This is a genomic window from Uruburuella suis (genome assembly GCF_022870845.1).
GTDB lineage: Bacteria > Pseudomonadota > Gammaproteobacteria > Burkholderiales > Neisseriaceae > Neisseria > Neisseria suis.
The window spans coordinates 1,347,939-1,371,423 of the sequence record NZ_CP091507.1; the positions used below are offsets into that span (position 1 = coordinate 1,347,939).

The 23,485-nt window shown below is 53.8% G+C and carries 26 protein-coding genes; 21 read left to right on the forward strand and 5 right to left on the reverse strand.

Annotated features, from left to right (window positions below; genetic code table 11):
- Positions 1 to 83 precede the first annotated feature (83 nt).
- Both LVJ78_RS06020 and LVJ78_RS06025 read right to left on the reverse strand, forming a co-directional pair.
- A complete protein-coding gene (locus tag LVJ78_RS06020; RefSeq protein WP_244802560.1) occupies positions 84 to 848 on the reverse strand; it encodes an IS5 family transposase in 765 nt (254 codons plus the stop codon).
- 340 nt (positions 849 to 1,188) lie between these two features.
- Entirely contained in the window at positions 1,189 to 2,088 is a 900-nt protein-coding gene (locus LVJ78_RS06025) for a LysR family transcriptional regulator (RefSeq protein ID WP_132954870.1), read from the reverse strand.
- Between the two features lie 98 nt (positions 2,089 to 2,186).
- Between LVJ78_RS06025 and LVJ78_RS06030 the strand changes: the two genes are divergently transcribed.
- From LVJ78_RS06030 to lepB, 21 genes are all read left to right on the forward strand, one after another.
- Positions 2,187 to 2,618 carry a CidA/LrgA family protein gene (locus LVJ78_RS06030; protein ID WP_243650406.1) on the forward strand — a complete coding sequence of 144 codons (432 nt, stop codon included), beginning with the start codon at positions 2,187 to 2,189 and terminating at the stop codon, positions 2,616 to 2,618.
- A gap of 27 nt (positions 2,619 to 2,645) precedes the next feature.
- Positions 2,646 to 3,344: an LrgB family protein gene (locus LVJ78_RS06035; RefSeq protein ID WP_132954869.1), complete on the forward strand. Its 699-nt coding sequence runs from the start codon at positions 2,646 to 2,648 to the stop codon at positions 3,342 to 3,344.
- A gap of 268 nt (positions 3,345 to 3,612) precedes the next feature.
- The gene (locus LVJ78_RS06040; RefSeq protein ID WP_132954868.1) at positions 3,613 to 3,882 is read left to right on the forward strand and encodes a YihD family protein; all 270 of its coding nucleotides are present in this window, start codon (positions 3,613 to 3,615) and stop codon (positions 3,880 to 3,882) included.
- A 264-nt stretch (positions 3,883 to 4,146) separates the two neighbouring features.
- Positions 4,147 to 4,866, forward strand: coding sequence for a ribonuclease III (rnc, locus tag LVJ78_RS06045; RefSeq protein ID WP_132954867.1), 720 nt, complete (start codon positions 4,147 to 4,149; stop codon positions 4,864 to 4,866).
- 59 nt (positions 4,867 to 4,925) lie between these two features.
- On the forward strand, positions 4,926 to 5,843 hold the full coding sequence (gene era / locus LVJ78_RS06050; protein ID WP_132954866.1) for a GTPase Era: 918 nt from the start codon (positions 4,926 to 4,928) through the stop codon (positions 5,841 to 5,843).
- A gap of 215 nt (positions 5,844 to 6,058) precedes the next feature.
- Positions 6,059 to 6,628, forward strand: coding sequence for a tRNA 5-(aminomethyl)-2-thiouridylate-methyltransferase MnmM (gene mnmM / locus LVJ78_RS06055; protein ID WP_132954865.1), 570 nt, complete (start codon positions 6,059 to 6,061; stop codon positions 6,626 to 6,628).
- Between the two features lie 55 nt (positions 6,629 to 6,683).
- Positions 6,684 to 7,055: a SirB2 family protein gene (locus LVJ78_RS06060; protein WP_132954864.1), complete on the forward strand. Its 372-nt coding sequence runs from the start codon at positions 6,684 to 6,686 to the stop codon at positions 7,053 to 7,055.
- Positions 7,056 to 7,070: 15 nt separating this feature from the next.
- The gene (gene folK / locus LVJ78_RS06065; RefSeq protein WP_132954863.1) at positions 7,071 to 7,568 is read left to right on the forward strand and encodes a 2-amino-4-hydroxy-6-hydroxymethyldihydropteridine diphosphokinase; all 498 of its coding nucleotides are present in this window, start codon (positions 7,071 to 7,073) and stop codon (positions 7,566 to 7,568) included.
- A 23-nt stretch (positions 7,569 to 7,591) separates the two neighbouring features.
- Positions 7,592 to 8,239, forward strand: a complete 648-nt coding sequence (locus LVJ78_RS06070; RefSeq protein ID WP_132954862.1) for a deoxynucleoside kinase — start codon at positions 7,592 to 7,594, stop codon at positions 8,237 to 8,239.
- Between the two features lie 208 nt (positions 8,240 to 8,447).
- A complete protein-coding gene (gene panB, locus LVJ78_RS06075) occupies positions 8,448 to 9,239 on the forward strand; it encodes a 3-methyl-2-oxobutanoate hydroxymethyltransferase (protein ID WP_132954861.1) in 792 nt (263 codons plus the stop codon).
- Positions 9,240 to 9,243: 4 nt separating this feature from the next.
- Positions 9,244 to 9,891 (forward strand): hypothetical protein, encoded by a 648-nt coding sequence (locus LVJ78_RS06080; protein WP_132954860.1) that lies wholly within the window; start codon positions 9,244 to 9,246, stop codon positions 9,889 to 9,891.
- A 30-nt stretch (positions 9,892 to 9,921) separates the two neighbouring features.
- Positions 9,922 to 10,758 (forward strand): pantoate--beta-alanine ligase, encoded by an 837-nt coding sequence (panC, locus tag LVJ78_RS06085; RefSeq protein WP_132954859.1) that lies wholly within the window; start codon positions 9,922 to 9,924, stop codon positions 10,756 to 10,758.
- Positions 10,759 to 10,927: 169 nt separating this feature from the next.
- Positions 10,928 to 11,884 (forward strand): glutathione synthase, encoded by a 957-nt coding sequence (gshB, locus tag LVJ78_RS06090; protein ID WP_132954858.1) that lies wholly within the window; start codon positions 10,928 to 10,930, stop codon positions 11,882 to 11,884.
- 13 nt (positions 11,885 to 11,897) lie between these two features.
- Complete coding sequence (locus LVJ78_RS06095) at positions 11,898 to 12,293, forward strand: diacylglycerol kinase (protein WP_132954857.1); 396 nt, start codon at positions 11,898 to 11,900, stop codon at positions 12,291 to 12,293.
- On the forward strand, positions 12,290 to 12,694 hold the full coding sequence (locus LVJ78_RS06100; protein WP_132954856.1) for a diacylglycerol kinase: 405 nt from the start codon (positions 12,290 to 12,292) through the stop codon (positions 12,692 to 12,694). The genes LVJ78_RS06095 and LVJ78_RS06100 overlap by 4 nt, the downstream gene beginning before the upstream one ends.
- A gap of 72 nt (positions 12,695 to 12,766) precedes the next feature.
- Positions 12,767 to 13,114 (forward strand): helix-turn-helix domain-containing protein, encoded by a 348-nt coding sequence (locus LVJ78_RS06105; protein ID WP_132953617.1) that lies wholly within the window; start codon positions 12,767 to 12,769, stop codon positions 13,112 to 13,114.
- A complete protein-coding gene (locus tag LVJ78_RS06110; protein WP_244802605.1) occupies positions 13,102 to 13,920 on the forward strand; it encodes an IS3 family transposase in 819 nt (272 codons plus the stop codon). Before LVJ78_RS06105 ends, LVJ78_RS06110 begins: the two co-directional genes overlap by 13 nt.
- 169 nt (positions 13,921 to 14,089) lie before the next feature.
- A complete protein-coding gene (locus LVJ78_RS06115) occupies positions 14,090 to 14,548 on the forward strand; it encodes a copper chaperone PCu(A)C (protein WP_132954872.1) in 459 nt (152 codons plus the stop codon).
- Between the two features lie 149 nt (positions 14,549 to 14,697).
- Positions 14,698 to 16,542, forward strand: a complete 1,845-nt coding sequence (locus LVJ78_RS06120; RefSeq protein WP_132954874.1) for a SurA N-terminal domain-containing protein — start codon at positions 14,698 to 14,700, stop codon at positions 16,540 to 16,542.
- A gap of 262 nt (positions 16,543 to 16,804) precedes the next feature.
- Positions 16,805 to 18,598 (forward strand): translation elongation factor 4, encoded by a 1,794-nt coding sequence (lepA, locus tag LVJ78_RS06125; protein ID WP_132954882.1) that lies wholly within the window; start codon positions 16,805 to 16,807, stop codon positions 18,596 to 18,598.
- Positions 18,598 to 19,581, forward strand: coding sequence for a signal peptidase I (lepB, locus tag LVJ78_RS06130; RefSeq protein ID WP_132954875.1), 984 nt, complete (start codon positions 18,598 to 18,600; stop codon positions 19,579 to 19,581). Before lepA ends, lepB begins: the two co-directional genes overlap by 1 nt.
- A 291-nt stretch (positions 19,582 to 19,872) precedes the next feature.
- On the opposite strand, the gene LVJ78_RS06135 is transcribed toward lepB, so the two are convergent.
- The 3 genes from LVJ78_RS06135 to LVJ78_RS06145 all read right to left on the reverse strand — a co-directional run bounded on the left by LVJ78_RS06135 (position 19,873) and on the right by LVJ78_RS06145 (position 23,362).
- Positions 19,873 to 21,321 carry a dihydrolipoyl dehydrogenase gene (locus LVJ78_RS06135; protein ID WP_132954876.1) on the reverse strand — a complete coding sequence of 483 codons (1,449 nt, stop codon included), beginning with the start codon at positions 21,319 to 21,321 and terminating at the stop codon, positions 19,873 to 19,875.
- A 214-nt stretch (positions 21,322 to 21,535) separates the two neighbouring features.
- Positions 21,536 to 22,273, reverse strand: coding sequence for a glutathione peroxidase (locus LVJ78_RS06140; protein WP_132954877.1), 738 nt, complete (start codon positions 22,271 to 22,273; stop codon positions 21,536 to 21,538).
- 720 nt (positions 22,274 to 22,993) lie between these two features.
- Complete coding sequence (locus tag LVJ78_RS06145; RefSeq protein ID WP_132954878.1) at positions 22,994 to 23,362, reverse strand: Mth938-like domain-containing protein; 369 nt, start codon at positions 23,360 to 23,362, stop codon at positions 22,994 to 22,996.
- Positions 23,363 to 23,485 lie beyond the last annotated feature (123 nt).

Sequence of the window (23,485 nt, forward strand, 5' to 3'; positions counted from 1 at the left end):
GCCTTGCAAGCGCGCTTTTGCGCTCAAAATCTTACTCGCGGATGAATTGTGAACAGACCCTAGGGTCTGTTCACAATTACTTGTCATAAAGGTAGCCACATCACAATGCATCCCAATAAAACCGTGCTGTGGAAGTTGCGCTTTAGCTTATCGTAGCGGCTGGCAATCGCTCGGAAATGTTTCAGACGACAAAAAGTATTCTCCACCAAGTGCCTGATTTTATAAAGATACCAGTCCATGTCTTTATTTTTCTCTTCCCTGTCTTTTCTATAGGGAATATTGGCTTTCGCGCCACTTTCCTCTATCTGTTCCCTGAGTCGGTCTGAATCATAGCCCTTATCCGCATTCACAAGCTCAGTTCCGGCAAGATCGATGTTATCAAGCAATTCCGGCGCAACGCTGATATCGTTGATATTGCCCGCAGTAATGATAATCTCAACCGGATTGCCTGAGACGTCTACCGCCAGATGAATCTTGCTGGTCATCCCGCCCCGGCTCATACCGATTGCGTGTTCCTCTTCTTCGCTGAGCCATGAGGCGCCGGCTGAATGTTGATGCGCCCGAACATAGCTGCCATCTATGGCTACCCATTCCAAATCACAGTCTTGGCTGAGCTTTTTTAAGGCTTCGGCAAAAATACCTTTTGCCGACCAACGGTTATAAGCCGTGTAAACGGTATGGTGTTTGCCGAAATACTCGGGCAGATCGCGCCAAGGGATGCCGGTTCTGACTCTGTATAGGATGCCTTCGAAAATCAGGCGTAGATTGGGTTTGCAATAAACACCCAAATCACGCAGAATGGGCAACAGCTTCGTCCAGTATTCATCTTTGAGTAGTGTGCGGGGCATGGCAGGTGTATTAGGGTTGTGTGAGAGCTCCCTTTTTACACCTGCTTTCCTTTTTATTCAATGTTATGACAAGTAATTGTGAACAGACCCTAGGGGTATCGAATCAAACAGGCCGTCTGAATATCGTAGGTACGATTAGCCGCCAAAGCGGCGTAATCGTACGCATGAGCTACGGCACACAGGTTTTCATGCGTAGGCATGAGCTTATCCTGCATAACTTTTTGCTACAGCACGCAAGTTTGCATGCGTACTGTATGACTTTTTTTACGGCAAGCAAGTTCGCATGCGTACGATTATGCTGCGCTAATCGTACCTACGTATTCAGACGGCCTAATTTTTCTCACAGCGCCTGCCCGAAGCTTTCCTGCACCACGCCGATCCAGGCTTTGAGCGCGGGTGTGGGCGGTTGGTGTTTTTTCCAGGCCATCGCCAGCCGCCAATGGATTTCCGGCTCAATCAGCGGCACGGCGGCGTGGGTGGCGGGGTTGAGGCGGTCGGCATAATAGGCGGGCAAAAGCGCGAGCCCCATGTTTTGCGCCACCATATTAATGATTAAATCCCATTGGCTGGTGCGGCACACCACATTGGGCTCGAAGCCTTGCCCGCGACAGGCTTGGTCGATGATGTTGCTCAGGGCGAAGCTTTGGGTAAACAGCACAAATGATTCGTGCCTGAGCGCGCGCAGCGGCAGCGCGCTTTTTTTGGCGGCGGGGCTGTCGCGGCGCACCACCACCATCAGCGGATAGTCGCACAAGTTGATGTGTTCGAAAGCATCGCCCACCGGCTCGAGCAACACGCCGACATCCAGCGCGTTATCGAGCAGCGCTTTTTCGATGGTGTGGGCGCCTTCTTCGAGAAAGGCCAATTCGATTTGCGGCCAGCGCTGGTGATAGTGGAAAAGTGCGCCGGTGAGCAGATTGCTGCCGAGCAGCGAAATGCCGATGCGCAAAGTGCCGGTTTTCACTTGACGGTAGTCGTCGATTTCCTGATAGAGGGCGCGCCGCTGCTCCAGCAGGCTGAGGGCGTGGCGGTAAACGATGCGGCCGATTTCGGTGGGCTCGAGGCTGCGTTTGCGCCGGCCGCTGTGTTTTTCCAGCAAGGGCACGCCGAATTCGGCTTCGAGCGCAGCGATGATTTTGCTCACGCTGGGCTGGGTGAGGCAGAGTTTGTCGGCGGTGGTGGAAAAGCTTTTGCTTTGCACCAGCTCGGTGAAGCATTGCAGGCTTTTGAAATCCGGCATGGTTATTCCGATTCGGCATAATGATTTGTTTAATTATTCATATTATGCCGTTTTCAGACGGCTATAATCAAGTCATAGATGAATTTAAAGGAATATTTATGTTGGCCGGCTTGAATATGCGCATGGGTGCGGTAAGTTATTTATATCATCACAAATGGGTGCGCCTGGCGCGCCAGCTCTCGCTGATTATGGCGGTGTGGCTGGCCGGCGTGTTGGTGTGCCGCGTGGTGGCGCTGCCGGTGTCGCCCGGCATTGTGGGGCTGTTTATCATGTTGGCTTTGCTCGGCAGCGGGGCGGTGAAGATGGAAGCGGTGGAAGAGGGCGCAAAATTCGTGTTGGGCGAATTGGTGTTTTTCTTTTTGCCGATTATCGTGGCGGTGGTGAAATACAAAGATTTGTTTATCGCTTCGGGCTGGCAATTGCTGGTGTGCATTTTTGTCGGCACCGTGCTGGTGATGCTCAGCACAGCGTTGACCTTGAGCTATTGCTATAAATGGCGCCGCCGTTTGTTCAAACGCCGCCACGCTTGAGCAGAAATACCGAGATAGGATAACAAGATGAACGCAATTGCTTTGGCCTGCTTGGTGTGGACGGTGGCCGCTTATTGGCTGGCCAAAAAAGCCTATGCGCGCAAGCAAGTGGTGTGGCGCTCGCCCGCGCTCACCGTGCCGGTGCTCACCATTGCGCTGATGCTGGCGTTGGGCATTTCTTATGAACAATACCAAACCTACACCCATTGGATTGTGGCGCTTTTGGGGCCGGCCACGGTGGCTTTTGCGATTCCGATTTACCAATACCGCGCCGTGATTCGCCGCCAGATGGTGATTTTGGGCGCGGCGGTGGTGGTGGGCATGGTGGTGGGCGTGGGCAGCGCCTTTGTGTTGGCGCATCTGTTTCATTTTAATGAAGAAGTAACCAACAGCCTGATGGCGCGCTCGATTTCCACACCGTTTGCGATTGTGCTGGCCGACCAGATTCACGGCTCGGCCACGCTGGTGTCGCTGTTTACTGTGATGACGGGCTTGGTGGGCATGATTTTCGGCGATATTGTGCTGGCTTGGGGCAAATTCCGCTTTCATTTGGCCAACGGTGCGGCTTTCGGTAATGCCGCGCACGGCTTTGGCACCTTTCGCGCCGGCCAACGCCACAGCGACGAGGGCGTGATTGCCAGCCTCACCATGATTTTGGCCGGTCTCTTTATGGTGCTGGCAGGGCCTTCGTTGGTGAAACTGATTGTGTGGCTGTCGATTTTGTGAGGCGTAGTAGCCTACCTTTAGACCGTCTGTTTCAGACGGCCTTTTTTTAATCAGGCGGCCGTCTGAAAAAAGTTCAGACGGCCTTTTTCTGCTTGTCTGCCCCGGCCGGATGGTGGACAATATTTGCCATCTATTCAGGCTTTATACCAATTCGAAAAAATAACCTAACTTCGTTGTCTCGCCTTGCCGTACCATCTGTACTGTCTTCGGCTCGCCGCCTTGTTAGCTTACTTTTTTGAATTGGTATTATCCAGGTAAAGGAAAAATCATGCACAACCACCGCGTAAACGAATTGCTCGAGCTGCTCAAACCTTATTGGCTCAAAGAACCCACGCTGAGCCTGACGCAAACTTTGCAAAAAATCGCCGCCGAAGCCGGCTCCGAAGCGCCGCTGGCCGATCTTGGCGACGAAGTGATTATTTACCAGCTGAAAATGAGCACGCAAGACAAGCTGGCGCCGATTCCGGGTTTGCAGAAAGATTATGAAGAAGATTTTAAAAGCGCCTTGCTCAAGGCGCGCGGCATTGTGCCGGATTAAAGGCGGCATGTTTTGCCGATTGCCGGCAAACACAGCCAAGCAACTGGTTTCACACCGTTTCGCAAGCGACAAACTTGCTGCACGATATGAAACCAGTTGTTTCGCCATAGGCATCTGCACCGCTGTGCGTGCAAAAGTAGGTGAAGCGGCGTGAATACGGTACAATGCGCGCATTGTTTAACCCAGCCTTAACCCTTTTCAGCGTTTGCCGCCCCAACACAGGCGCGAGCACGGAAAAGAATTGGGGCTGCCGATGGAGCAGCCATGAAAACCAATCCCGCAAAAATGCGTGCGCTCGTGCAAATAGAGCGCGCAATCGGCCATACATTTGCCGACCAGCGCCTGCTCGTGCGCGCGCTCACCCACCGCAGCTTTTCCGGCGACAACAACGAGCGTTTTGAATTTATCGGCGATGCCGTGTTGGATTATGCCGTGGCCAAAATGCTGTTTGACGCTTTTCCCAAATTGAGCGAAGGCGAGCTTTCGCGCCTGCGTGCCAACTTGGTGAATGAAGCGGTGCTGGCGGAAATCGCGCTCGAAATGAATATGGGCGACGCGCTTTTTTTAGGCCCCGGCGAATTGAAAAGCGGCGGCTTCAACCGCCCATCGATTTTGGCCGATGCGCTGGAAGCCGTGTTTGCCGCCGTGAGCTTTGATGCCGATTTCAACACCGCCGAGCAAGTGGTGCGCCGCCTGTTTGCCGCGCGGGTGAAAACGGTGGATTTCAAAAACCAGGGCAAAGATGCCAAAACCCTGCTGCAAGAAGCCTTGCAGGCGCGCCGCCTGGCCTTGCCGAAATACCGCATTGAAAAGCAAACCGGCGAGGGCGACGATGCGCGCTTTGAAGTGTCGTGCGATTTGGGCGAGCTGGGCTTTATCTGCAGCGCCGAAGCAGGCAGTCGCAAAGCCGCCGAGCAGCAAACCGCCAAAGAAGCGTTGGCGTGGCTGGCGCTAAACCGCCCGCTGAAAAAAGCCAAAAAATAATTTCAGACGGCCTTGGTGTTTATTATCAATCAAGGCCGTCTGAAACACAGGAGCAATCTATGAGCAATGAATTCCAACTTCCCGATGCCAATGGCTACCGCTGTGGCTTTGTGGCCATTGTCGGCCGTCCCAATGTGGGCAAATCCACGCTGATGAACCATTTAATCGGCCAAAAAATCAGCATCACCAGCAAGAAAGCGCAAACCACGCGGCACAAAATAACCGGTATTTATACCGATGACACGGCGCAATTCGTGTTTGTCGACACGCCCGGTTTTCAAACCAACCACCGCAACGCGCTCAACGACCGCCTGAATTTGAATGTAACCGAAGCCATCAGCGGTGTGGACGTGATTGTGTTTGTGGTGGAAGCGATGCGCTTCACCGATGCCGACCGCGTGGTGCTCAAGCAATTGCCCAAGCACACGCCGGTGTTGCTGGTGGTGAATAAAATCGATAAAGACAAAGCCAAAGACAAAACCGCGCTCGATGCCTTTATCGCCGAAGTGCGCGCCGAATTCGATTTTGCCGGCGTGGAAGTGGTGAGTGCCAAGCACGGCTTGCGCATTGCCAATCTTTTGGAAACACTCAAGCCTTTTCTGCCCGAGAGCATTCCGATGTATCCCGAAGACATGGTTACCGACAAATCGAGCCGCTTTCTGGCGATGGAAATCGTGCGCGAAAAATTGTTTCGCTATCTGGGCGAAGAGCTGCCTTATGCCATGAATGTGGAAGTGGAGCAGTTTGAAGAGGAAGAAAGCGGGCTTTACCGCATTTATATTGCCGTGTTGGTGGATAAAGACAGCCAAAAAGCCATCCTCATCGGCAAAGGCGGCGAGCGCCTGAAAAAAATCTCCACCGAAGCCAGGCTGGATATGGAAAAGCTGTTTGACACCAAAGTGTTTTTAAAAGTGTGGGTGAAAGTGAAATCGGGCTGGGCCGACGATATCCGCTTTTTGCGCGAGCTGGGTTTGTAAACCGTTTACCTTTCAGACGGCCTGCCTGCTTGATTATTTATTCCTCTTAATAGTGAAATAAAATATAGTGAAATCAAAGAAAAACGGATACAAAAATAAGAAATCTCAAAGCGTGTGTAAGGTATGTGGCGCAGCCACGCACGCGGTTTAAACGGCTTCTGTGTACATGGTTTGTTATATGCGCCTGTATCAGTTTTTCATTCATTTCACTATACATGAACCAAATCGACAACATCATCCCTTTTGCCCACAAGCTTTTGCGCGCCGCTTTAAGCAACGGCAGCCGCGCGCTCGACGGCACGGCGGGCAATGGGCACGACACTTTGCTCTTGGCCGAATGCGTGGGTGAAAAGGGCAAAGTGTGGGCGTTTGATATTCAGCCGCAGGCGCTGGCCAATACAGAAGGCCGTCTGAAAGCAGCGGGCTTGGCAAACCGGGTGCAATTGGTTTCAGACGGCCACGAACATTTGGCTCAATATATTGCCGAACCTTTGCATGCCGCGCTGTTTAATTTCGGCTGGCTGCCCGGCGGCGAAAAAAGCTGCACCACCAAAGCCGCCACCAGCTTGGCTGCACTTCAAGCTGCGCTGGATTTATTGCAAACAGGCGGTTTGCTTCTGGCGGTGCTTTATCCCGGCCACGAAGCGGGGCGGCAGGAAGCCGAAGCGGTGGAAGCTTGGGCGCAGGCGCTGCCGCAGCAGCAATACACGGTGCTGCGCTATGCCTTTGCCAACCGGCGCAATCAGCCGCCTTATTTGTTGGTGCTGGAAAAGATTCACGCATAAAGAATGTTTGTTACAATACAGGCCGTCTGAAAAGAAACACAAGGAAAGCCAAACCATGCAATATCTGTTGGTCAAACACAGCCACATCACTTTTGTGGCCATCACCATCATTTTATTCAACCTGCGCTTCTGGCTGCGCTTTGCCCGCCCCGAAAAGCCGCTGGCGGGCATATTAAAGGTGTTGCCGCATTTTAACGACACTTTGTTGCTTTTCACCGGCTTGTGGCTGATGAAAATCACCCATTTCAGCCCGTTTGGCAATGCCGATTGGCTGGGCGTGAAGCTGTTGCTGCTGTTGGTGTATATCGGCATCGGCATTGTGGCCATTAAATCCGCGCCGCGTTCGGGCAGAGCCAATGCAGGCTATGCGCTGTGCATGGTGTGCGTGCTGGTGATGATTTATTTGGCACGCTACAAACCTTTTTAAAAAGCCGTCTGAAACATGAATACACCGCAAACCGCCGTGATTGCGCTGGGCAGCAATCTGGACAATCCGGCTGAAAAAGTGCAGGCCGCACTTCAAGCTATTGATACGCATCCGCAAATTGCCGTGCAGCGCATATCTTCGCTCTACCGCACCGCGCCGGTGGGCTATGCCGAACAGCCCGATTTCATCAACGCCGTGTGCCTGATCGACACCACGCTTTCGGCACAAGCTTTACTGGCCGCGCTGCACGATATCGAAGCGGCTTTCGGGCGCGAACGCAGCTTTCGCAATGCCCCGCGTACGCTCGATCTCGATATTATTGATTATGCCCATTGCCGCCACAGCAGCGATGCGCTCACGCTGCCGCACCCGCGGGCGCACGAGCGCAGCTTTGTGATGCTGCCTTTGGCCGAAATCGCCCCCGATTATGCGCTTGGCAGCTACGGCACAGCCGCCGGGCTGGCTGAGCGCTTGGGCGGCAGCGGCATCGATCTTTTTTCTCCACCCATTTAATTTCAGTCACACAGGAAACCGGCATGGATTATCGTTATATTGTTGTAGAAGGCTCCATCGGCAGCGGCAAATCGGAAGTGAGCCAGCGCTTGGCCGGCTATTTCAATGCGCTTTATCTCACCGAAAGCCCCGAGCGCAACCCTTTTCTGGAGCAGTTTTACCTCAATGCCGCCAACCACGGCCTGGCCACCGAGCTTTATTTTCTGATGCGCCGCGCCGAAGCGGTGGAGGTGATCAACACCGAAGAAGAAAAAAACGGCCGCATTGTGGCGGATTTTTTGCTGGAAAAAGACCAGATTTTCGTGCCCACCGTGCTCAAAGGCGGCGACCCGGGCAACGAGCAAACACTGTTTTGGGAAATGAAGCGCAAAGTGATGCCCGAATATCCCGTGCCCGATTTGGTGGTGTATCTGCAAACCTCCGACGAATTGGCGCAAAAGCGTCTGCAAAAGCGCAACGGCGGCATGTTGAATTTGTTTCCCGCCGGCTATCTGCAACAAATCCACGATGAATACCGGCGCTTTTTCCACCTTTACCAAAACGCGCCGCTTCTGATTGCTAATGCCGATGAAATGGATTTTGCCGGCAACGACGATCACTTTGAAATGCTGCTGCGCGCCATGAGCAATATGCAGGGCAGCCGCCATTATTTGAATTTGAATGAAGTGTGAGCATTCAGACGGCCTTTAGGCCGTCTGATACCAATTCAAAAAAGTAAGCTAACAAGGCGGCGAGCCGCAGACAGTACAACTAGTACGGCAAGGCGAGACAACGAAGTTAGGTTATTTTTTTGGATTGGTATGAAATATTGAAATACCCCAAATCCGCGCCATATTCAAAGCGTTTGCCGTTTGGCCGTCTGAACACATAAGGAACACCATGATTACCGTCAACACCCTGCAAAAAATGAAAACCGAAGGCGAAAAAATCGCCATGCTCACCTGCTACGAAGCCAGCTTTGCCAGCCTGATGGAAGCGGCCGGCGTGGATGTGTTGCTGGTGGGCGATTCGCTCGGCATGGCCGTGCAGGGGCAAGCTTCCACCTTGCCGGTGCGCCTGCAGGATATGTGCTACCACACATCCGCCGTGGCACGCGGCAGCAAAGAGGCCATGATTGTGGCTGATCTGCCTTTCGGCGCTTATCAGCAAAGCAAAGAGCAGGCTTTTGCCGCTGCCGCCGAATTGATGGCCGCCGGCGCGCATATGGTGAAACTCGAGGGCGGCGTGTGGATGGCGGAAACCACTGAATTTCTGCAATTGCGCGGCATTCCCGTGTGCGCCCACATCGGCCTCACGCCGCAATCGGTGCACGCTTTCGGCGGCTACCGCGTGCAAGGCAAGGGCGACAAAGCGGCGGCACTGATGAACGATGCAAAAGCGCACGATGAAGCTGGCGCGGCGATTGTGCTGATGGAATGCGTGCCCGCCGAAATGGGCCGTCGCGTGACCGAAAGCCTGCGCTGCCCCACCATCGGCATCGGCGCCGGCGTGGATTGCGACGGCCAAGTGCTGGTGATGCACGACATGCTGGGCGTGTTTCCCGGCAAAACCGCCAAATTTGTGAAAAACTTTATGCAGGGGCAAACCAGCATACAGGCGGCGGTGAAAGCTTATGTGGATGCGGTGAAAGCGCAAACTTTCCCGGCAGCAGAGCATACATTTCAAGCATAAATAAATGACTGCTTTCTTTATACTGCGTAGCACCCAAAGCCGACGCGCCCGCTTTAAAATGGCCTTGGGTGCGTGGTTTTTGATGCTGACGTTTGTCGGGCGGATGATGCTAGGCCGCAGAGGAAATAGCGGCATGATGAAGCTGGCTGCAAGCGCAAAGCTGGCAAGTTGGCCGCTTTGGAAATGGATACTTCTGGGCAGCGTGTCGGGGTTGCCGTTTTATTATATGGTTTTCAGCCTGAAAAGCTGGTTTCAGTTTGAATGGCTGCCGCAGGAAAAAGCGTTTTCTTATACCGAACACACAGGCCCGCATCGTAAACAACCGAAGCTTTATCCTGTGGCGGATTATGAGGCGGTGGTTGCCGCATTTACTGTTGGTAACGATTTGATGTGGCGTTGGCGCCTTTATCTCATCCCTCAAAGCCGTTTCATGGCAGTTTTGATGCTGTATGAAGAAATATGTTTGGAGAAAATCGAGAAATTCCCTGCTGAGCGTTTGATGCCGCCTGAATTTTTATTAATGAAAAAGAATGTGGCACAACTGACCGGCTTGCGAAATGGCGGTAGTTTGGGCGTCATTGAAGCAGAAGAAATAGCTTGGCGTTATCGTCAGCACAATCAATCCGCTATTTCAGATTTAAACAGCCGTTGAATCGACAATGGTGTAAAGAAAGTTTTCAAAATGCAAATCATCCATACCATCCAAGAATTACGCCAATGGCGCAAAAGCGCCGGCACCGTGGCCTTTGTGCCCACCATGGGCAATCTGCACGAGGGCCATCTGGCGCTGGTGCGCGAAGCCAAAAAACGCGCCGACAACGTGGTGGTGAGCATTTTCGTCAACCGGCTGCAATTCGGCCAAGGCGAAGATTTCGACCAATATCCGCGCACCTTGCAGCAAGATGCCGACAAACTCAAAGGCGAGGGCGTGGCGGTGGTATTTGCGCCCGATGAAAAAGCGCTCTATCCGCACGTGGCGCAGCGCTACAACGTGGAGCCGCCCAATCTGCAAAACGAATTGTGCGGCAAATTCCGCCCCGGCCATTTTCGCGGCGTGGCCACGGTGGTGAGCAAACTTTTCAATATCGTCGAGCCGCAACTGGCCTGCTTCGGCAAAAAAGATTACCAACAATTGGCGGTGATTCAAGGCTTTGTGGAAGACTTGAATGTCAACATCGAAATCGTGCCGGTAGACACCGGCCGCGCGCCCGACGGCCTGGCATTATCCAGCCGCAACCAATATCTGAGCGAAACCGAGCGCGCCGAAGCGCCGCACCTTTACCGCGAGCTGTGCATCATGGCCGAAGCCATCAAAGCGGGCAACCTTGATTATGCCGGGCTGGAAAACGCCGCCACGGCGGCCTTGGTGCAATCGGGCTGGGTGGTGGACTACATCGAAGTGCGCCACGCCGGCAGCCTCGAAGTGGCGCATGCCGGCGACAAACAAGTGGTGATACTCGCCGCCGCACGTTTGGGCAAAACCCGCCTGATCGACAATATCGAAGTGGATTTGAGCTGAAAGCAGGCCGTCTGAACGCGCAACGTTCAGACGGCCTGTTTGCTGTGTTTTGCCCACTTTAAAAGCAGTTGTTTGCCGGCCGGATGCATGAGTTTCCTTTTCTGCCGCCCCGCTTTCAGACGGCCTTAAAGCCCTGTATGATAAGCCCCTTACCCAACCAGGACACACCATGAATATCCTGTTTATCGCCGACCCAATGGCGACATTCAAAACCTATAAAGACACCACTTATGCCATGATGCGCGAAATGGCCGCGCGCGGCTGGCAGCTTTCACACACGCTCAGCAGCGAATTATCGGTGGCCGGCGGCGAAGTGGTGGCCGCAGCGGCCGCGTTTGAATTTATCGGCGCCCAAAGCGATGACGACCACCATTGGTTTGCCGAAAGTGCCAAAGCGCAAAAAGCCCTGCATCACTACGATGCCGTGATTATGCGCACCGACCCGCCGTTTGACATGCAATATCTTTATGCCACCCAGCTGCTCACGCTGGCGGCAGAGCAGGGCGCAAAAGTGTTCAACAGCGGCCAGGCCATGCGCGATTTCAACGAAAAATTAGCGATTCTGAATTTCAGCCGCTTCACCGCGCCCACGCTGGTGAGCACCCGCAGCGCCGATGTGCGCGCCTTTTTGGCCGAACACGGCGACATCATCGTGAAGCCGCTCGACGGCATGGGCGGCATGGGCATTTTCCGCCTTACCGAGGCCGACCCCAATATCGGCAGCATACTCGAAACCCTGATGCAGCTCGACACACGCACCATCATGGCGCAGCGCTATATTCCCGAAATCGTGCACGGCGACAAGCGCGTGTTGGTGATTGGCGGTGAAGTGGTGCCGTTTGCCCTGGCACGCATTCCGCAAAACGGTGAAACGCGCGGCAACCTAGCCGCCGGCGGCCGCGGCGTGGCGCAGGAATTGAGCGCGCGCGATCGCGAAATCGCCGAAACGCTCGCGCCCGAATTGGTGCGGCGCGGCATTTTGCTCGCCGGGCTCGATATCATCGGCGAGCACCTCACCGAGGTAAACGTGACCAGCCCCACCGGCTTTCAGGAAATCATGAAGCAAAAAGGCTTTGATGTGGCTGCGCATTTTGCCGATGCCGTGGCCGCTTGGGCTGAAGCATAAAGGCCGTCTGAATATGTACACGCCCAAAACTTATGCCGAAAAAATGAAAGGCAAACGCGGCTGGCGCCGCATCGCCAACGCGCTGGGCTATTCCTGCCACGGCGTGCGCTTTGCCTGTGCCGAGCCGGGCTTCCGCCAGCTTTTGTGGCTGCACGGTGCTTTGATGCTGATTTTATGCTTTGCCGGCTTCGGTTTGGCCGTGAGCATGATTTTGGTGCTGGCTTCGTTTGTTTCGATTGTGGTGGAATTGCTCAACACCGGCATCGAAGCGGCGGTGGACCACACTTCGCAAGAGCAGCACGCCTTGGCAAAAGGCGCCAAAGATGTCGGCTCGGCCGCGCAATACATCATGCTCGCCGCGCTGGCAATTTTATGGATTATGGCCATCATAGGAAGCACATCATCATGACCCGAGAATCTTACGCTCAGCAAGTGAAGGGCAAAAAAGGCGTGCGCCGCATTTTCAACGCTGCCGGCTATTCCAAAGACGGCTTTTGCTCGGCCTACCGCTACGAAAGCGCCTTCCGCCAATTGGTGTGGCTCAACGGCGCTTTGCTGGTGCTCGCCTTTGTGCTCGATTTCGGCCCCGCCTCGCGCATGATGCTGATCACTGCCTCGTTTATTTCGCTGATTGTCGAATTGGTCAACACCGCCATCGAAGCCGCTGTGGACCACACCTCCACCGCGCAACATGAATTGGCCAAGCGCGCCAAAGATGCCGGCTCGGCAGCGCAAACCTTGGCGCTGGTGCTTTTGGCGCTGCTGTGGCTGATGGCTTTGTGGCGCGAATACGGGCTTAACCTTTTTTAAGGCCGTCTGAAAATTGAACTGCACCCCAAAAGTTGGACACCCCCATCCAACCCATAAAGGTGCAGTTTTCTTATGAACAAATATACCGTAGACTTCAAATACCAAGCCGTTATGCATTACTATTGCATTCGAAGCCAGCAGCTCACCGCCGACGCATTTCGAATGTCCCGCACCCACCTACGCCGCTGGATTGCCGCCTACGAGCAAGGCGGACTCGCGGCACTCGAGCATCCCCAAGCCATGGCCGACAAAAAAACCAACCCCTTTATTGCCGACAAACCCGATAAAGAAAAAACACAGGATGAGCTATTGCAAGAAGTGGGCTACCTCAGAGCAGAGGTCGCCTATCTAAAAAAGCTCGAAGCCCTTTTTCCTCAGAAGACAGCAACGCCAAAAAAGCGCAAATCATCGAAGCATTAAGGGCAAACCATCCCCTCAAATACCTGCTCCCTGCCGCAAAGATGGAGCGAAGTAGCTTTTACTTCAGCCGGAAGCGCAACCAGAAGCCCGACAAAGACCTGGCCGACATGCAAACCGTTCGTGCCGTTTACGACCAACACAAAGGCCGTTACGGCGCCCGCCGCATTGCCGCCGCCTTATCGTGGAACAAGAAAAAAACAGAACGGCTGATGAAGAAAATGAATCTGAAAGCCATTGTCCGAGAGAAGCGCAAATACTACCCGCCGGCCATGGGCGAAGTGTCCGAAAACCTGCTGAATCGCAACTTCAGCGCCGAGAAGCCCGATGAAAAGTGGCTGACCGATGTGACCGAGTTTAAATGCGACGGCCAAAAGCTGTATCTGTCGCCGATACTGGACCTGTATAACCGCGAAATCCGCAGCTACCACCTATCGCGCCGCCCCAACAGCGAAATGGTGGCCACCATGCTGTCGCAGGCCGCGGCGCAACTGGGCGCGCAAAAGCCGATGCTGCACTCCGACCAAGGCGTGCTCTACCGCTGCCGCGCCTACCGCGCGCAATTGGCAGAAGCCGAAATCACCCAAAGCATGTCGCGCAAAGGCAACTGCTGGGACAATGCGCCGATGGAGAGCTTTTTTGCGGTGCTGAAAACGGAATGCTTCCACAACCGCACATTTGCTTCGATAGAGGCATTGGAAGCGGAAATACACGAGTATATCCGCTACTACAACCATGAAAGATTGAGTTTGAAATTGAAAAAACTGAGTCCTGTGGCATACAGAACCCAGTTTGCAACCGCCGCTTGAAGAATGATTGATTTAGTGGCTTAAAAATGTCCAAGATTGTGGGGGCAGTTCAAATTAAAGTTAAGGCCGTCTGAAAGCACACTATAGTGTTTAACCTGCATCAAGGTTTCAGACGGCCTTTCGATGTATAAGCGATTTGTAATAAACAATCATTTGAAAGGAATAAATAATGAAGAAACTGATGGCCGCACTCTTACTTGCTGGTGCCTGTCAAACCGCTTTTGCCGCCGGCATCGATATCGATAATGCCTGGGCGCGCACCACTGTGCCGGGCATGAGCATGGGCGGTGTGTTTATGGAAATCGAAAACGAAGGCAAAGCCGACGATGTGCTGCTCGGCGGCAGCACGCCCGTGGCCGAGCGCGTGGAAATCCACAACCACATCAACGACAACGGCGTGATGCGCATGCGCGAAGTGGTCGGCGGCCTGCCGTTGCCCAAAAATCAGGAAATCGTATTGCAGCCGGGCAGCTACCACATCATGCTGATGGGGCTCAAAGCGCCGCTGAAAGAGGGCGATAAATTCCCGCTCACCTTGCGTTTTAAAAACGCCAAATCCAAAACCATCACCGTAGAAACGAAAACGCCGGCGCAAAGCAGCATGCCGATGCACAATATGCCGCATTAAGTTTTACCGTTGCGCAGGCCGTCTGAACTTTCAGACGGCCTGTTTTGATGCCGGCAGGCGCATATATCGTTTGGCCGCAAAGGTGATTTATCAGGCAAAACACGCTACAATGCGCTTTTATTTTTTACCGCACCTTATTAAAGACAACCATGTTTGCCTCTATCGAAAAATACAACGGCCCGGCCAAAGTGCTGCTGGGCTTAATCGCGCTGACTTTTGTCGGCTTCGGCGTGAGCACCGTGGCCGCGCCCGGCTCCGATTATATTGCCAAAGTGGGCGATGAAAAAATCAGCGACCATGCGCTCAATGTTGCGCTGCAAAATGCCCAAGCCGCAGGCGACAACAGCGGGCGCGATGTGATTTTCAATTCGCTGCTGCAACGCGCTTATCTGATTCAGGGCGCAAAAATGATGGGCATCAGCGTGTCGAACGAGCAAATCAAGCAGATTATTGTCGATGATCCCGGCTTTCACGATGCCTCCGGCAAATTCAGCCAGGCGATGTTCAGCCAATATCTGAGCCAGCGCAACATGAACGAAGATCAATTTGTTGAAGAAATCCGCCAGCAATTTGCCTTGCAAAACCTGATGAACCTGGTGCAAAACGGCACCTTGGTGAGCGATGCGCAAGCCGCGCAGCTGGTCAATCTGATGCAGTCGGAGCGCACCATACGCAGCTTCACCTTCAGCCCGCAAGCCTTTGCCGCGCAAGTGAAAATCACCGATGCCGCGCTCAAAAGCTATTATGATGCGCATCAGGCAGACTACACCATTCCCGAAGCCGTTAAAATCGAATATGTGGCGCTGAGCAGCCAAGATCTGGCCGCCAAGCAAAGCGTGAGCGAAGAAGAGCTGCAAAAAGCCTTTGAGCAGGAAAACGCCGCCGCCGCGCCCAAGCGCGAAGTGGCGCATATTTTCTTCCCCGTGCCGCAAGATGCCTCAGCTGCCGTCGATGCAGCCGCCAAAGCCGAAGCGGAAAAAGTGTTGGCACAAGTGAAGGCCAAGCCCGCCGATTTTGCCGCGTTGGCCAAGCAATATTCCAAAGATCCGGCCTCTGCCGATAAAGGCGGCAATCTGGGCTATGTCGCCAAAGACGGCGGCTTGGGCGAAGCGTTTGAAAACAGCGCTTTCAGCCTGCAAAAAGGCCAAATCAGCGACGTGGTGAAAACCGATTACGGTTATCACATCATCACCGTGCTCAACACGCAGGATGCGCCCGTGTTTGCGCAGGAAAAAACCCGTCTTGAAGCCGAAATCAAGCAGCGCAAAGCCGCCCAAGCTTTTAATCTGGCCAAAGAAAAGCTGGCCGAAGAAGCTTTCAACCATCCCGAAAGCCTCGCTGCTGTGGCTAAAGCCGCCGGCCTCAAGCTCGAAGCGCCCGATGAATGGCTCACCCGTGAAAACGGCAAGGCCGCCGGCATGCCCGATGATTTGATCAACACCATTTTCAGCGATGAAGTGTTGAAGAAAAAGCACAATTCCGAGCCGATAAACGTGGGCGAAAACACCGTGTGGGTGGTGCGTGCCAAAGAAGTGCGCCCGGCGGAGGTGGAAACTTTCGAAAAAGCCAAAGAGCATGTGCGCACAGCCTATCTGCAAAGCGAAGCCGGCAAGCTGGCCGAAGCCAAAGCTAAGCAAACGCTGGTGGATTTGCAATCCGGTGAAAGCCCCGCGCTGGCTTGGTCGCCGGTGTCGCAGCTGAGCGCCGAGCAGGCGCGCCAATCTATGCCGCCCGAAGCCTACAGCCAGCTGATGAAAGCGCGGCCGGCCGGCGGCAAACCTGCCTATGTGTTGCTCGAAGGTCTGCCGGCACCGGTGCTGATGGAAGTGCAGGCCATCAAACCGCCGGCCAATCTGGCCGAGCAATTGCCGCAAGCGCGCCAGTTGCTGCTGCAAAATCAAGCCAACACCACTTTCGACGGCTTGCTGGCTTATCTGCAAAAAAACATCAAACAAAAGCAGGGCGCGCAAAAAGTGGATAACGGCGGGCAGTAAAGTTTGTTTGGTCAATAAAAGGCCGTCTGAAAAAAGTTTCAGACGGCCTTTTGTCTGCCTGCGGCAAAATACCGCCAAAACCATCAGGCCGCGCCGGCTGTTTTAATTTTTTATCGGTTTTACGGCAGAAAAGCGATGGCGAACATTAGCCCAAAGCCCGTTTTTAGGCTAGAATATGCAGCTATTTGCTTTGAGTTTATCCAGGCCGTCTGAAAACATTCAAACAGCCTTGCCCACTTCCTTTCGGACACCCCACAACAAGATGAAAAATATCCGCAATTTCTCCATTATCGCCCATATCGACCACGGCAAATCCACGCTGGCCGATCGCTTTATCCAATATTGCGGCGGCCTCGATCTGCGTGAAATGAGCACACAGGTGCTCGATTCGATGGACATCGAAAAAGAGCGCGGCATCACCATCAAGGCGCAAACTGCGGCTTTGAACTATAAGGCGCGCGATGGCGAAGTGTATCAGCTCAATCTGATCGACACCCCCGGCCACGTCGATTTTTCTTATGAAGTGTCGCGCTCGCTTTCCGCTTGCGAAGGGGCGCTTTTGGTGGTGGATGCCTCGCAAGGCGTGGAAGCGCAAACCGTGGCCAACTGCTACACCGCCATCGATTTGGGCGTGGAAGTGGTGCCGGTGCTCAATAAAATCGACTTGCCCGCCGCCGACCCCGACCGCGTGGCGCAAGAAATCGAAGACATTATCGGCATCGATGCCGTGGGCGCGGTAACCTGCTCGGCCAAAAGCGGCCTGGGTGTGGAAGATGTGCTGGAAGAAATCGTGAAAAAAGTGCCGCCGCCGCAAGGCGACGAAGAAGCGCCTTTGCAGGCAATGATTATCGACTCGTGGTTTGACAACTATGTCGGTGTGGTGATGCTGATCCGCGTTAAAAACGGCACCCTCAAGCTGAAAGACAAAGCGCGCTTTATGAGCACCCGTGCGGAAACGCAGGTGGAGCAGCTGGGCGTGTTCACCCCCAAATCGGTGCCTAAAGCCGAATTAAAAGCCGGCGAAGTGGGCTTTTTGATTACCGGCGTGAAAGAGCTGGGCTCGGCCAAAGTGGGCGACACCATTACCCACACCGCCAAGCCTGCCGCCGAGCCGCTACCGGGCTTCCAAGAGGTGCAATCGCAAGTGTTTGCGGGGCTGTATCCGGTGGAAAGCCACGATTACGAAGCCTTGCGCGATGCGCTGGAAAAGCTGCAATTAAACGATGCTTCGCTGAAATTCGAGCCGGAAGTGTCGCAGGCTTTGGGTTTTGGTTTCCGCTGCGGCTTTTTGGGCTTGCTGCACCTTGAAATCGTGCAAGAGCGGCTCGAGCGCGAATTCGATATGGATTTAATCACCACCGCGCCCACGGTGGTGTATGAAGTGTTGCTCAAAAGCGGTGAAAAAATCGAGGTGGAAAACCCCTCCAAGCTGCCCGAGATCGGCAGCATCGAAACCATTTTCGAGCCGATTATCACCGCCACCATCCTCACGCCGCAAGAATATGTGGGCAATGTGATGACGCTGTGCAACCAAAAGCGCGGCGTGCAGGTAAACATGCAATACCTCGGCCGCCAAGTGATGCTCACTTATGATTTGCCGATGAACGAAGTGGTGATGGATTTCTTCGACAAGCTCAAATCCACTTCGCGCGGCTATGCTTCGCTCGATTATGAGTTCAAAGAATTCCAGCCCGCCGATCTGATTAAGCTCGATATTATGGTTAACGGCGAAAAAGTGGATGCCTTAAGCCTGATTGTGCACCGCCAAAGCGCCGTGCACCGCGGCCGCGAGCTGGCTTCGAAAATGCGCGAGCTGATTCCGCGCCAAATGTTCGATATTGCCGTGCAGGCTTCCATCGGCAGCCAGATTATCGCGCGCGAAAATGTGAAAGCCTTGCGCAAAAACGTGTTGGCCAAGTGTTACGGCGGCGACATCACCCGCAAGAAAAAGCTGTTGGAAAAACAAAAAGCCGGCAAACGCCGCATGAAACAAGTGGGCAATGTGGAAATTCCGCAAAGCGCTTTCTTGGCGATTTTGCAAGTGGGGGATAAATAATGAGCAATACCTTGATTTTGGCAGCCATCGGCGCCCTGATTGCCGGCGTGGTGATGTTTTTGCGCAGCAGCAAAGAGCGCGAAGCCAATGGTGAATGGAGCGGCGGCCTGCAATGGGGCTATCTTTTGATGATGGTGGGCGTGTTCGGCCTGCTCTCGGCCGCCATGAGCTTTACCGCCGTGCTGCTGATTTTCGTGCTCTTCACCGGCGCGGTGTGGCTGCTGCACAAACGCCGTCTGAAAAACCAGGCACACACCGACGGCAACCATTTCACCGATTATATGAGTGGCTTTTTTCCGATTATTCTGATTGTGTTTGTGTTGCGCACGTTTGTGGCCGAGCCTTTCCAGATTCCTTCCAGCTCGATGCGCCCGAATTTGGTGGTGGGCGATTTTATTTTGGTAAACAAATTTTCATACGGCATCCGCATGCCGATTATCAACAACGTGCTCGTGGCCACCGGCGAAGTGGGGCGTGGCGATGTGGTGGTGTTCAACTATCCGGAAAACACCAAAATCAATTACGTCAAACGCGCCATCGGCGTGCCGGGCGATTTGATTGAATATAAAAACAAGGTGTTGAGCATCAACGGCAAAGTGGTGGAAGACCATCCCGTCGGCCCCTTGAGCTACACGGAAAACACCCGCCAATACGGCCAAATCACCATCGCCACCGAAGCGTATCGTGAAACCATCAACGGCCACAGTTTCGACATTTTGAAAATGCCGGAGCAGCCGAGCTTTCTGCCGCAAGGCGTGCGCGCCGAATTTCCGTTTCGCAGCAATTGTGAATATGCGGAAGACGGCTCTTGGTTTCGTTGCAGCGTGCCCGAAGGCCATTATTTCATGATGGGCGACAACCGCGATAACAGTGAAGACAGCCGCTATTGGGGCTTTGTCAGCGACCAACTGATTGTGGGCAAGGCATTTTTCATTTGGATGAACTTCGGCGATATGAGCCGCGTGGGCATGAAAGTGCGTTGATCGTTGCTTAAAAAGTTTATTTTGCATCAATAGGCAAGCAGGCCGTCTGAATGTTTCAGACGGCCTGCTTTGTGTTGTTTGTACAGCTGATTCAAACCGGCATTTTCAATACTTTTCAGACGGCCTTTTGCAAGGCCGTCTGAACATTTTCGCTCTCGAGCCGACTGACTTCGGGCAAACGGGATGTTTTGGGTGTCGTGATGTTGTGCGGCAAAAGAAAAAGGCCGTCTGAAATATTTTCAGACGGCCTGATGCGTGTGTGTGTTTAGAGCGTGTTTGCAGGTTTGCGGTTTATTCGCCCGGGCATTCGCGGCATTCTGCTGCTGCTTTATCGCCGAGCTTGAGCTTGCTATTGGCATCGCGCAAAGCCGTGCGCAAGCCTTCTTCGATTACCGGGTGGTAGAAAGGCATGTCGAGCATTTGGGGGATGGTCATTTTCAGCTGATGCGCCCAAGCCAGCAAATGTGCCAGATGCTCGGCGGCGGGGCCGATGATTTCTGCGCCGATAAACAAGCCCGTGCCTTGTTCGGCATACACGCGCATCTTGCCTTGGTTGACCAGCATCACGCGGCTGCGGCCCTGATTGTGGAACGACACTTCGCCGATGGCCACGCATTCCATGTTTTTATAACGTGCTTCCACTTGGGCAAAACGCATGCCGATGGTGGCGATTTGCGGGCTGGTAAACACCACGCCGATGGTGCTGCGGCGCAAACCCTTGCTGATATTCGGATAAGCGCCTGCATTTTCGCCGGCGATTTTGCCCTGATCGCTCGCTTCGTGCAGCAGCGGCAGCTGGTTGGATGCATCGCCTGCGATAAAGATATGTGCAATGCTGGTTTGCATGGTGAGGCGGTCGGCTTTGGGCACGCCGCGCTCATCAAGCTCGATGCTCAGGTTTTCCAGGCCGAGTTTGTCCACATTGGGGCGGCGGCCCACGGCGGCGAGCATATATTCGGCGGTGAACACGCCACTTTCGCTGCCTTCCTGCCAATGCACTTCGACATTGCCCTCGGCATCAAGCTTCACTTCGCTTTGGGCATCCAGATTCATGGTGAGCTCTTCGCCAAACACTTTCTTGGCTTCTTCCAGCACCACCGGATCGGAAATACCGCCCAAAAAGCCGCCCAAGCCGAAAATGTGCACTTTAACACCCAAGCGGTGCAAGGCTTGGCCGATTTCCAAACCAATCACGCCCGGGCCGAACACGGCCACGCTTTTGGGCAGAGTGTCCCATGAAAACACATCGTCATTGATGATGAGCTTGTCGCCCAAGCCCTGCCATTGCGGCAGAATCACCGGGCGTGAGCCTGTGGCAATCACAATACGCTCGGCGCTGATTTGGGTGTGGTCGTCGATTTGCACGGTGTGTTCATCGATGAATTTGGCCTCGCCCATAATGCGTTTGTCGGCCGGCCATTCTTCCACATCGCTTAGCACAAAGCCGACAAAGCGGTCGCGTTCGGATTTCACGCGATGCATCACTTCTTCGCCGTTTACCGTTACGCTGCTTTTATCCAGGTGCACACCGAAAGGGTCGGTGTGCAGCGCGTGATAGCGGGCTTCGGCCGCTGCAATCAAAAGCTTGGAAGGCATGCAGCCCACGCGGGCACAGGTGGTGCCGAACACATGGCTCTCAATCAGGTAAACATTATCGGTGTGTTGTCGCGCGGCGCGGAATGCGCCCATGCCGGCGGTGCCGCCGCCAATCACTACCACATCGGCCTGGATTTTTTTCATGGGTTTTCCTTTCGTGCCAAGCCGTTTCAGACGGCCTGTTTGTGTTTGCTATGGCTGCATTAGCCAATGGCAATGTTAAAAAGTATTTACTAAAAAGAGTTATTCAGGCAGCGCCCATCATGCGATAAGTACTGTCTGAATAACCCTTTGAGGCTGCTCAGGCGGGCGACATGAAGCGCCGCCCGCATCTGGTTTTATCTGCTAATCGGAAAGATTAGTGTTGAGCCAAATAAGCTGCCAGCTCTTCGCTGCCGCCGATGTATTTGCCGCCGATAAACACTTGCGGGGCGGTTACTTTGCCGGTGATGGCGCGCACAGATACCACGCTGGCATCTTTACCCAACACGATTTCTTCGTAAGCCAAGCCTTTTTCATCCAAAGATTTTTTGGCTTTGGCGCAGAATTGGCAGCCGGGTTTGGTGAAAATGGCGATGGATTCTTGCGGTTTCCATTCGGGCGCGACATATTTCAGCATGGTGTCGGCATCGGAAACTTCAAAGGGGTCGCCTTCTTTTTCCGGCTCGATAAACATTTTTTCTACCACGCCGTCGTTGACCAGCATAGAGTAGCGCCATGAGCGTTTGCCGAAGCCCAAGTCGTTTTTGTCGACCAGCATGCCCATGCCTTCGGTGAATTCGCAGTTGCCATCGGGAATCATGGTGATGTTGTCAGACTCTTCATCGGCAGCCCAAGCGTTCATCACGAAAGTGTCGTTTACAGAAACGCACAAGATGTCGTCGATGCCGTTTTCTTTAAATGCTTTGGCCAGCTCGTTGTAGCGGGGCAGGTGGCTGGAAGAGCAGGTGGGGGTGAATGCGCCCGGCAATGAGAACACAACCACTTTTTTGCCTTTGAAAAGCTCATCGGTGGTGATGTCTTTCCAAGAATCGCCCACGCGGGTGTGGAAAGTGCAGCTCGGTACGGGTTTGCCGGTATGATCTACTAAAGCCATTTATTTGCTCCTAATGAAGGTGGTGGAAAGAATATCAAAACGAATGCAGCCATTATAGCGGGTGTTGCCGGTGCGGATAATTTGTAGTTCAAATAATCGCCATTATGAAAAGCTATGAAGGGCGGCAGGCGCTGTTGGCAGCATACTGATTTATATGAGGCGGCTCTATGAAAACAACAGCCGCTTTACGGAAATTTACTTTTCAGACGGCATGCGCCGATGCGCGTGGTTTGCGGCTTTCGGCCGGTAAACCACACCTGCGGATGAAGATAGTAAGTTTGCCTTTTCTTCGCTGTTAACATCAAACCGCCCGGCATTTGGCGCAGGCGGTTTGATTGGAATAATATTTGCGGTATGCCGACGGGCATGGCAAAAGCCGTGCTCAGCGGCCTGATACGGCCTGCACCGGTTTGGCGCGGTGCTCGGGTTTGGGATGGTGGGCATTGAAAGCGCGCTTGGCGGCTTGGAAAATGCTTTGTCGTCTGCGGTGTTGCATGAATGCTCCTTGTGCGGTTTGCCCGCCGGTTAATCTGAATAATACCCATTCGAAAAAATAACCTAACTGCGTTGTCTCGCCTTGCCGTACTAGGTGTACTGTCTTCGGCTCGCCGCCTTGTTATCTTATTTTTTCGAATGGGTATAATGCAGGCATTGTAGAGAGCATGTGTGACGGTTTGATGAAGCAGAAAGTTGCGTAGGCGCAGCGGATTTAACCTGTGTTTACGGCCACAACCACGCCCACACACGGCGGCCTTCGCCTTGCAGCACCATTACCGTGCGGCAGGCGGCCGCGGTGGACATGCTTTCCAAGCCGATGCCTTTGGCCGCCAGCGCGGCGGTGATTTTGGGGTGCAGAAACACATGTTTTTCGCCGGTGCCCACAATAATCACTTCGGGCAAGATGCCGCCCTCGGCCGGCAGAAAATCTTCGGCGCACAAATCGGCCGCTGCAGCCTGAGCGCATGCCGTGATGCCGTGCGCGCCCAGCACCACGGCATGCGCATAGCTTTGGCCGTCGATTTCGATGCAGCCGGGCTGATAAGCGGTGATGTTAAAGCTGCCCTCGGGGCGGGTTTCTTCGATAAGCATGATGTTTTCCGTAAAATCGGGTGCAAAAACAAGCGAATTCGGGTAGCATTAAGCCCTTTGAATTCAGGGCGGCTGCGGCTTTGGGCTCGCGCTTATACTAACACATACGGCTTAAGGAGACAC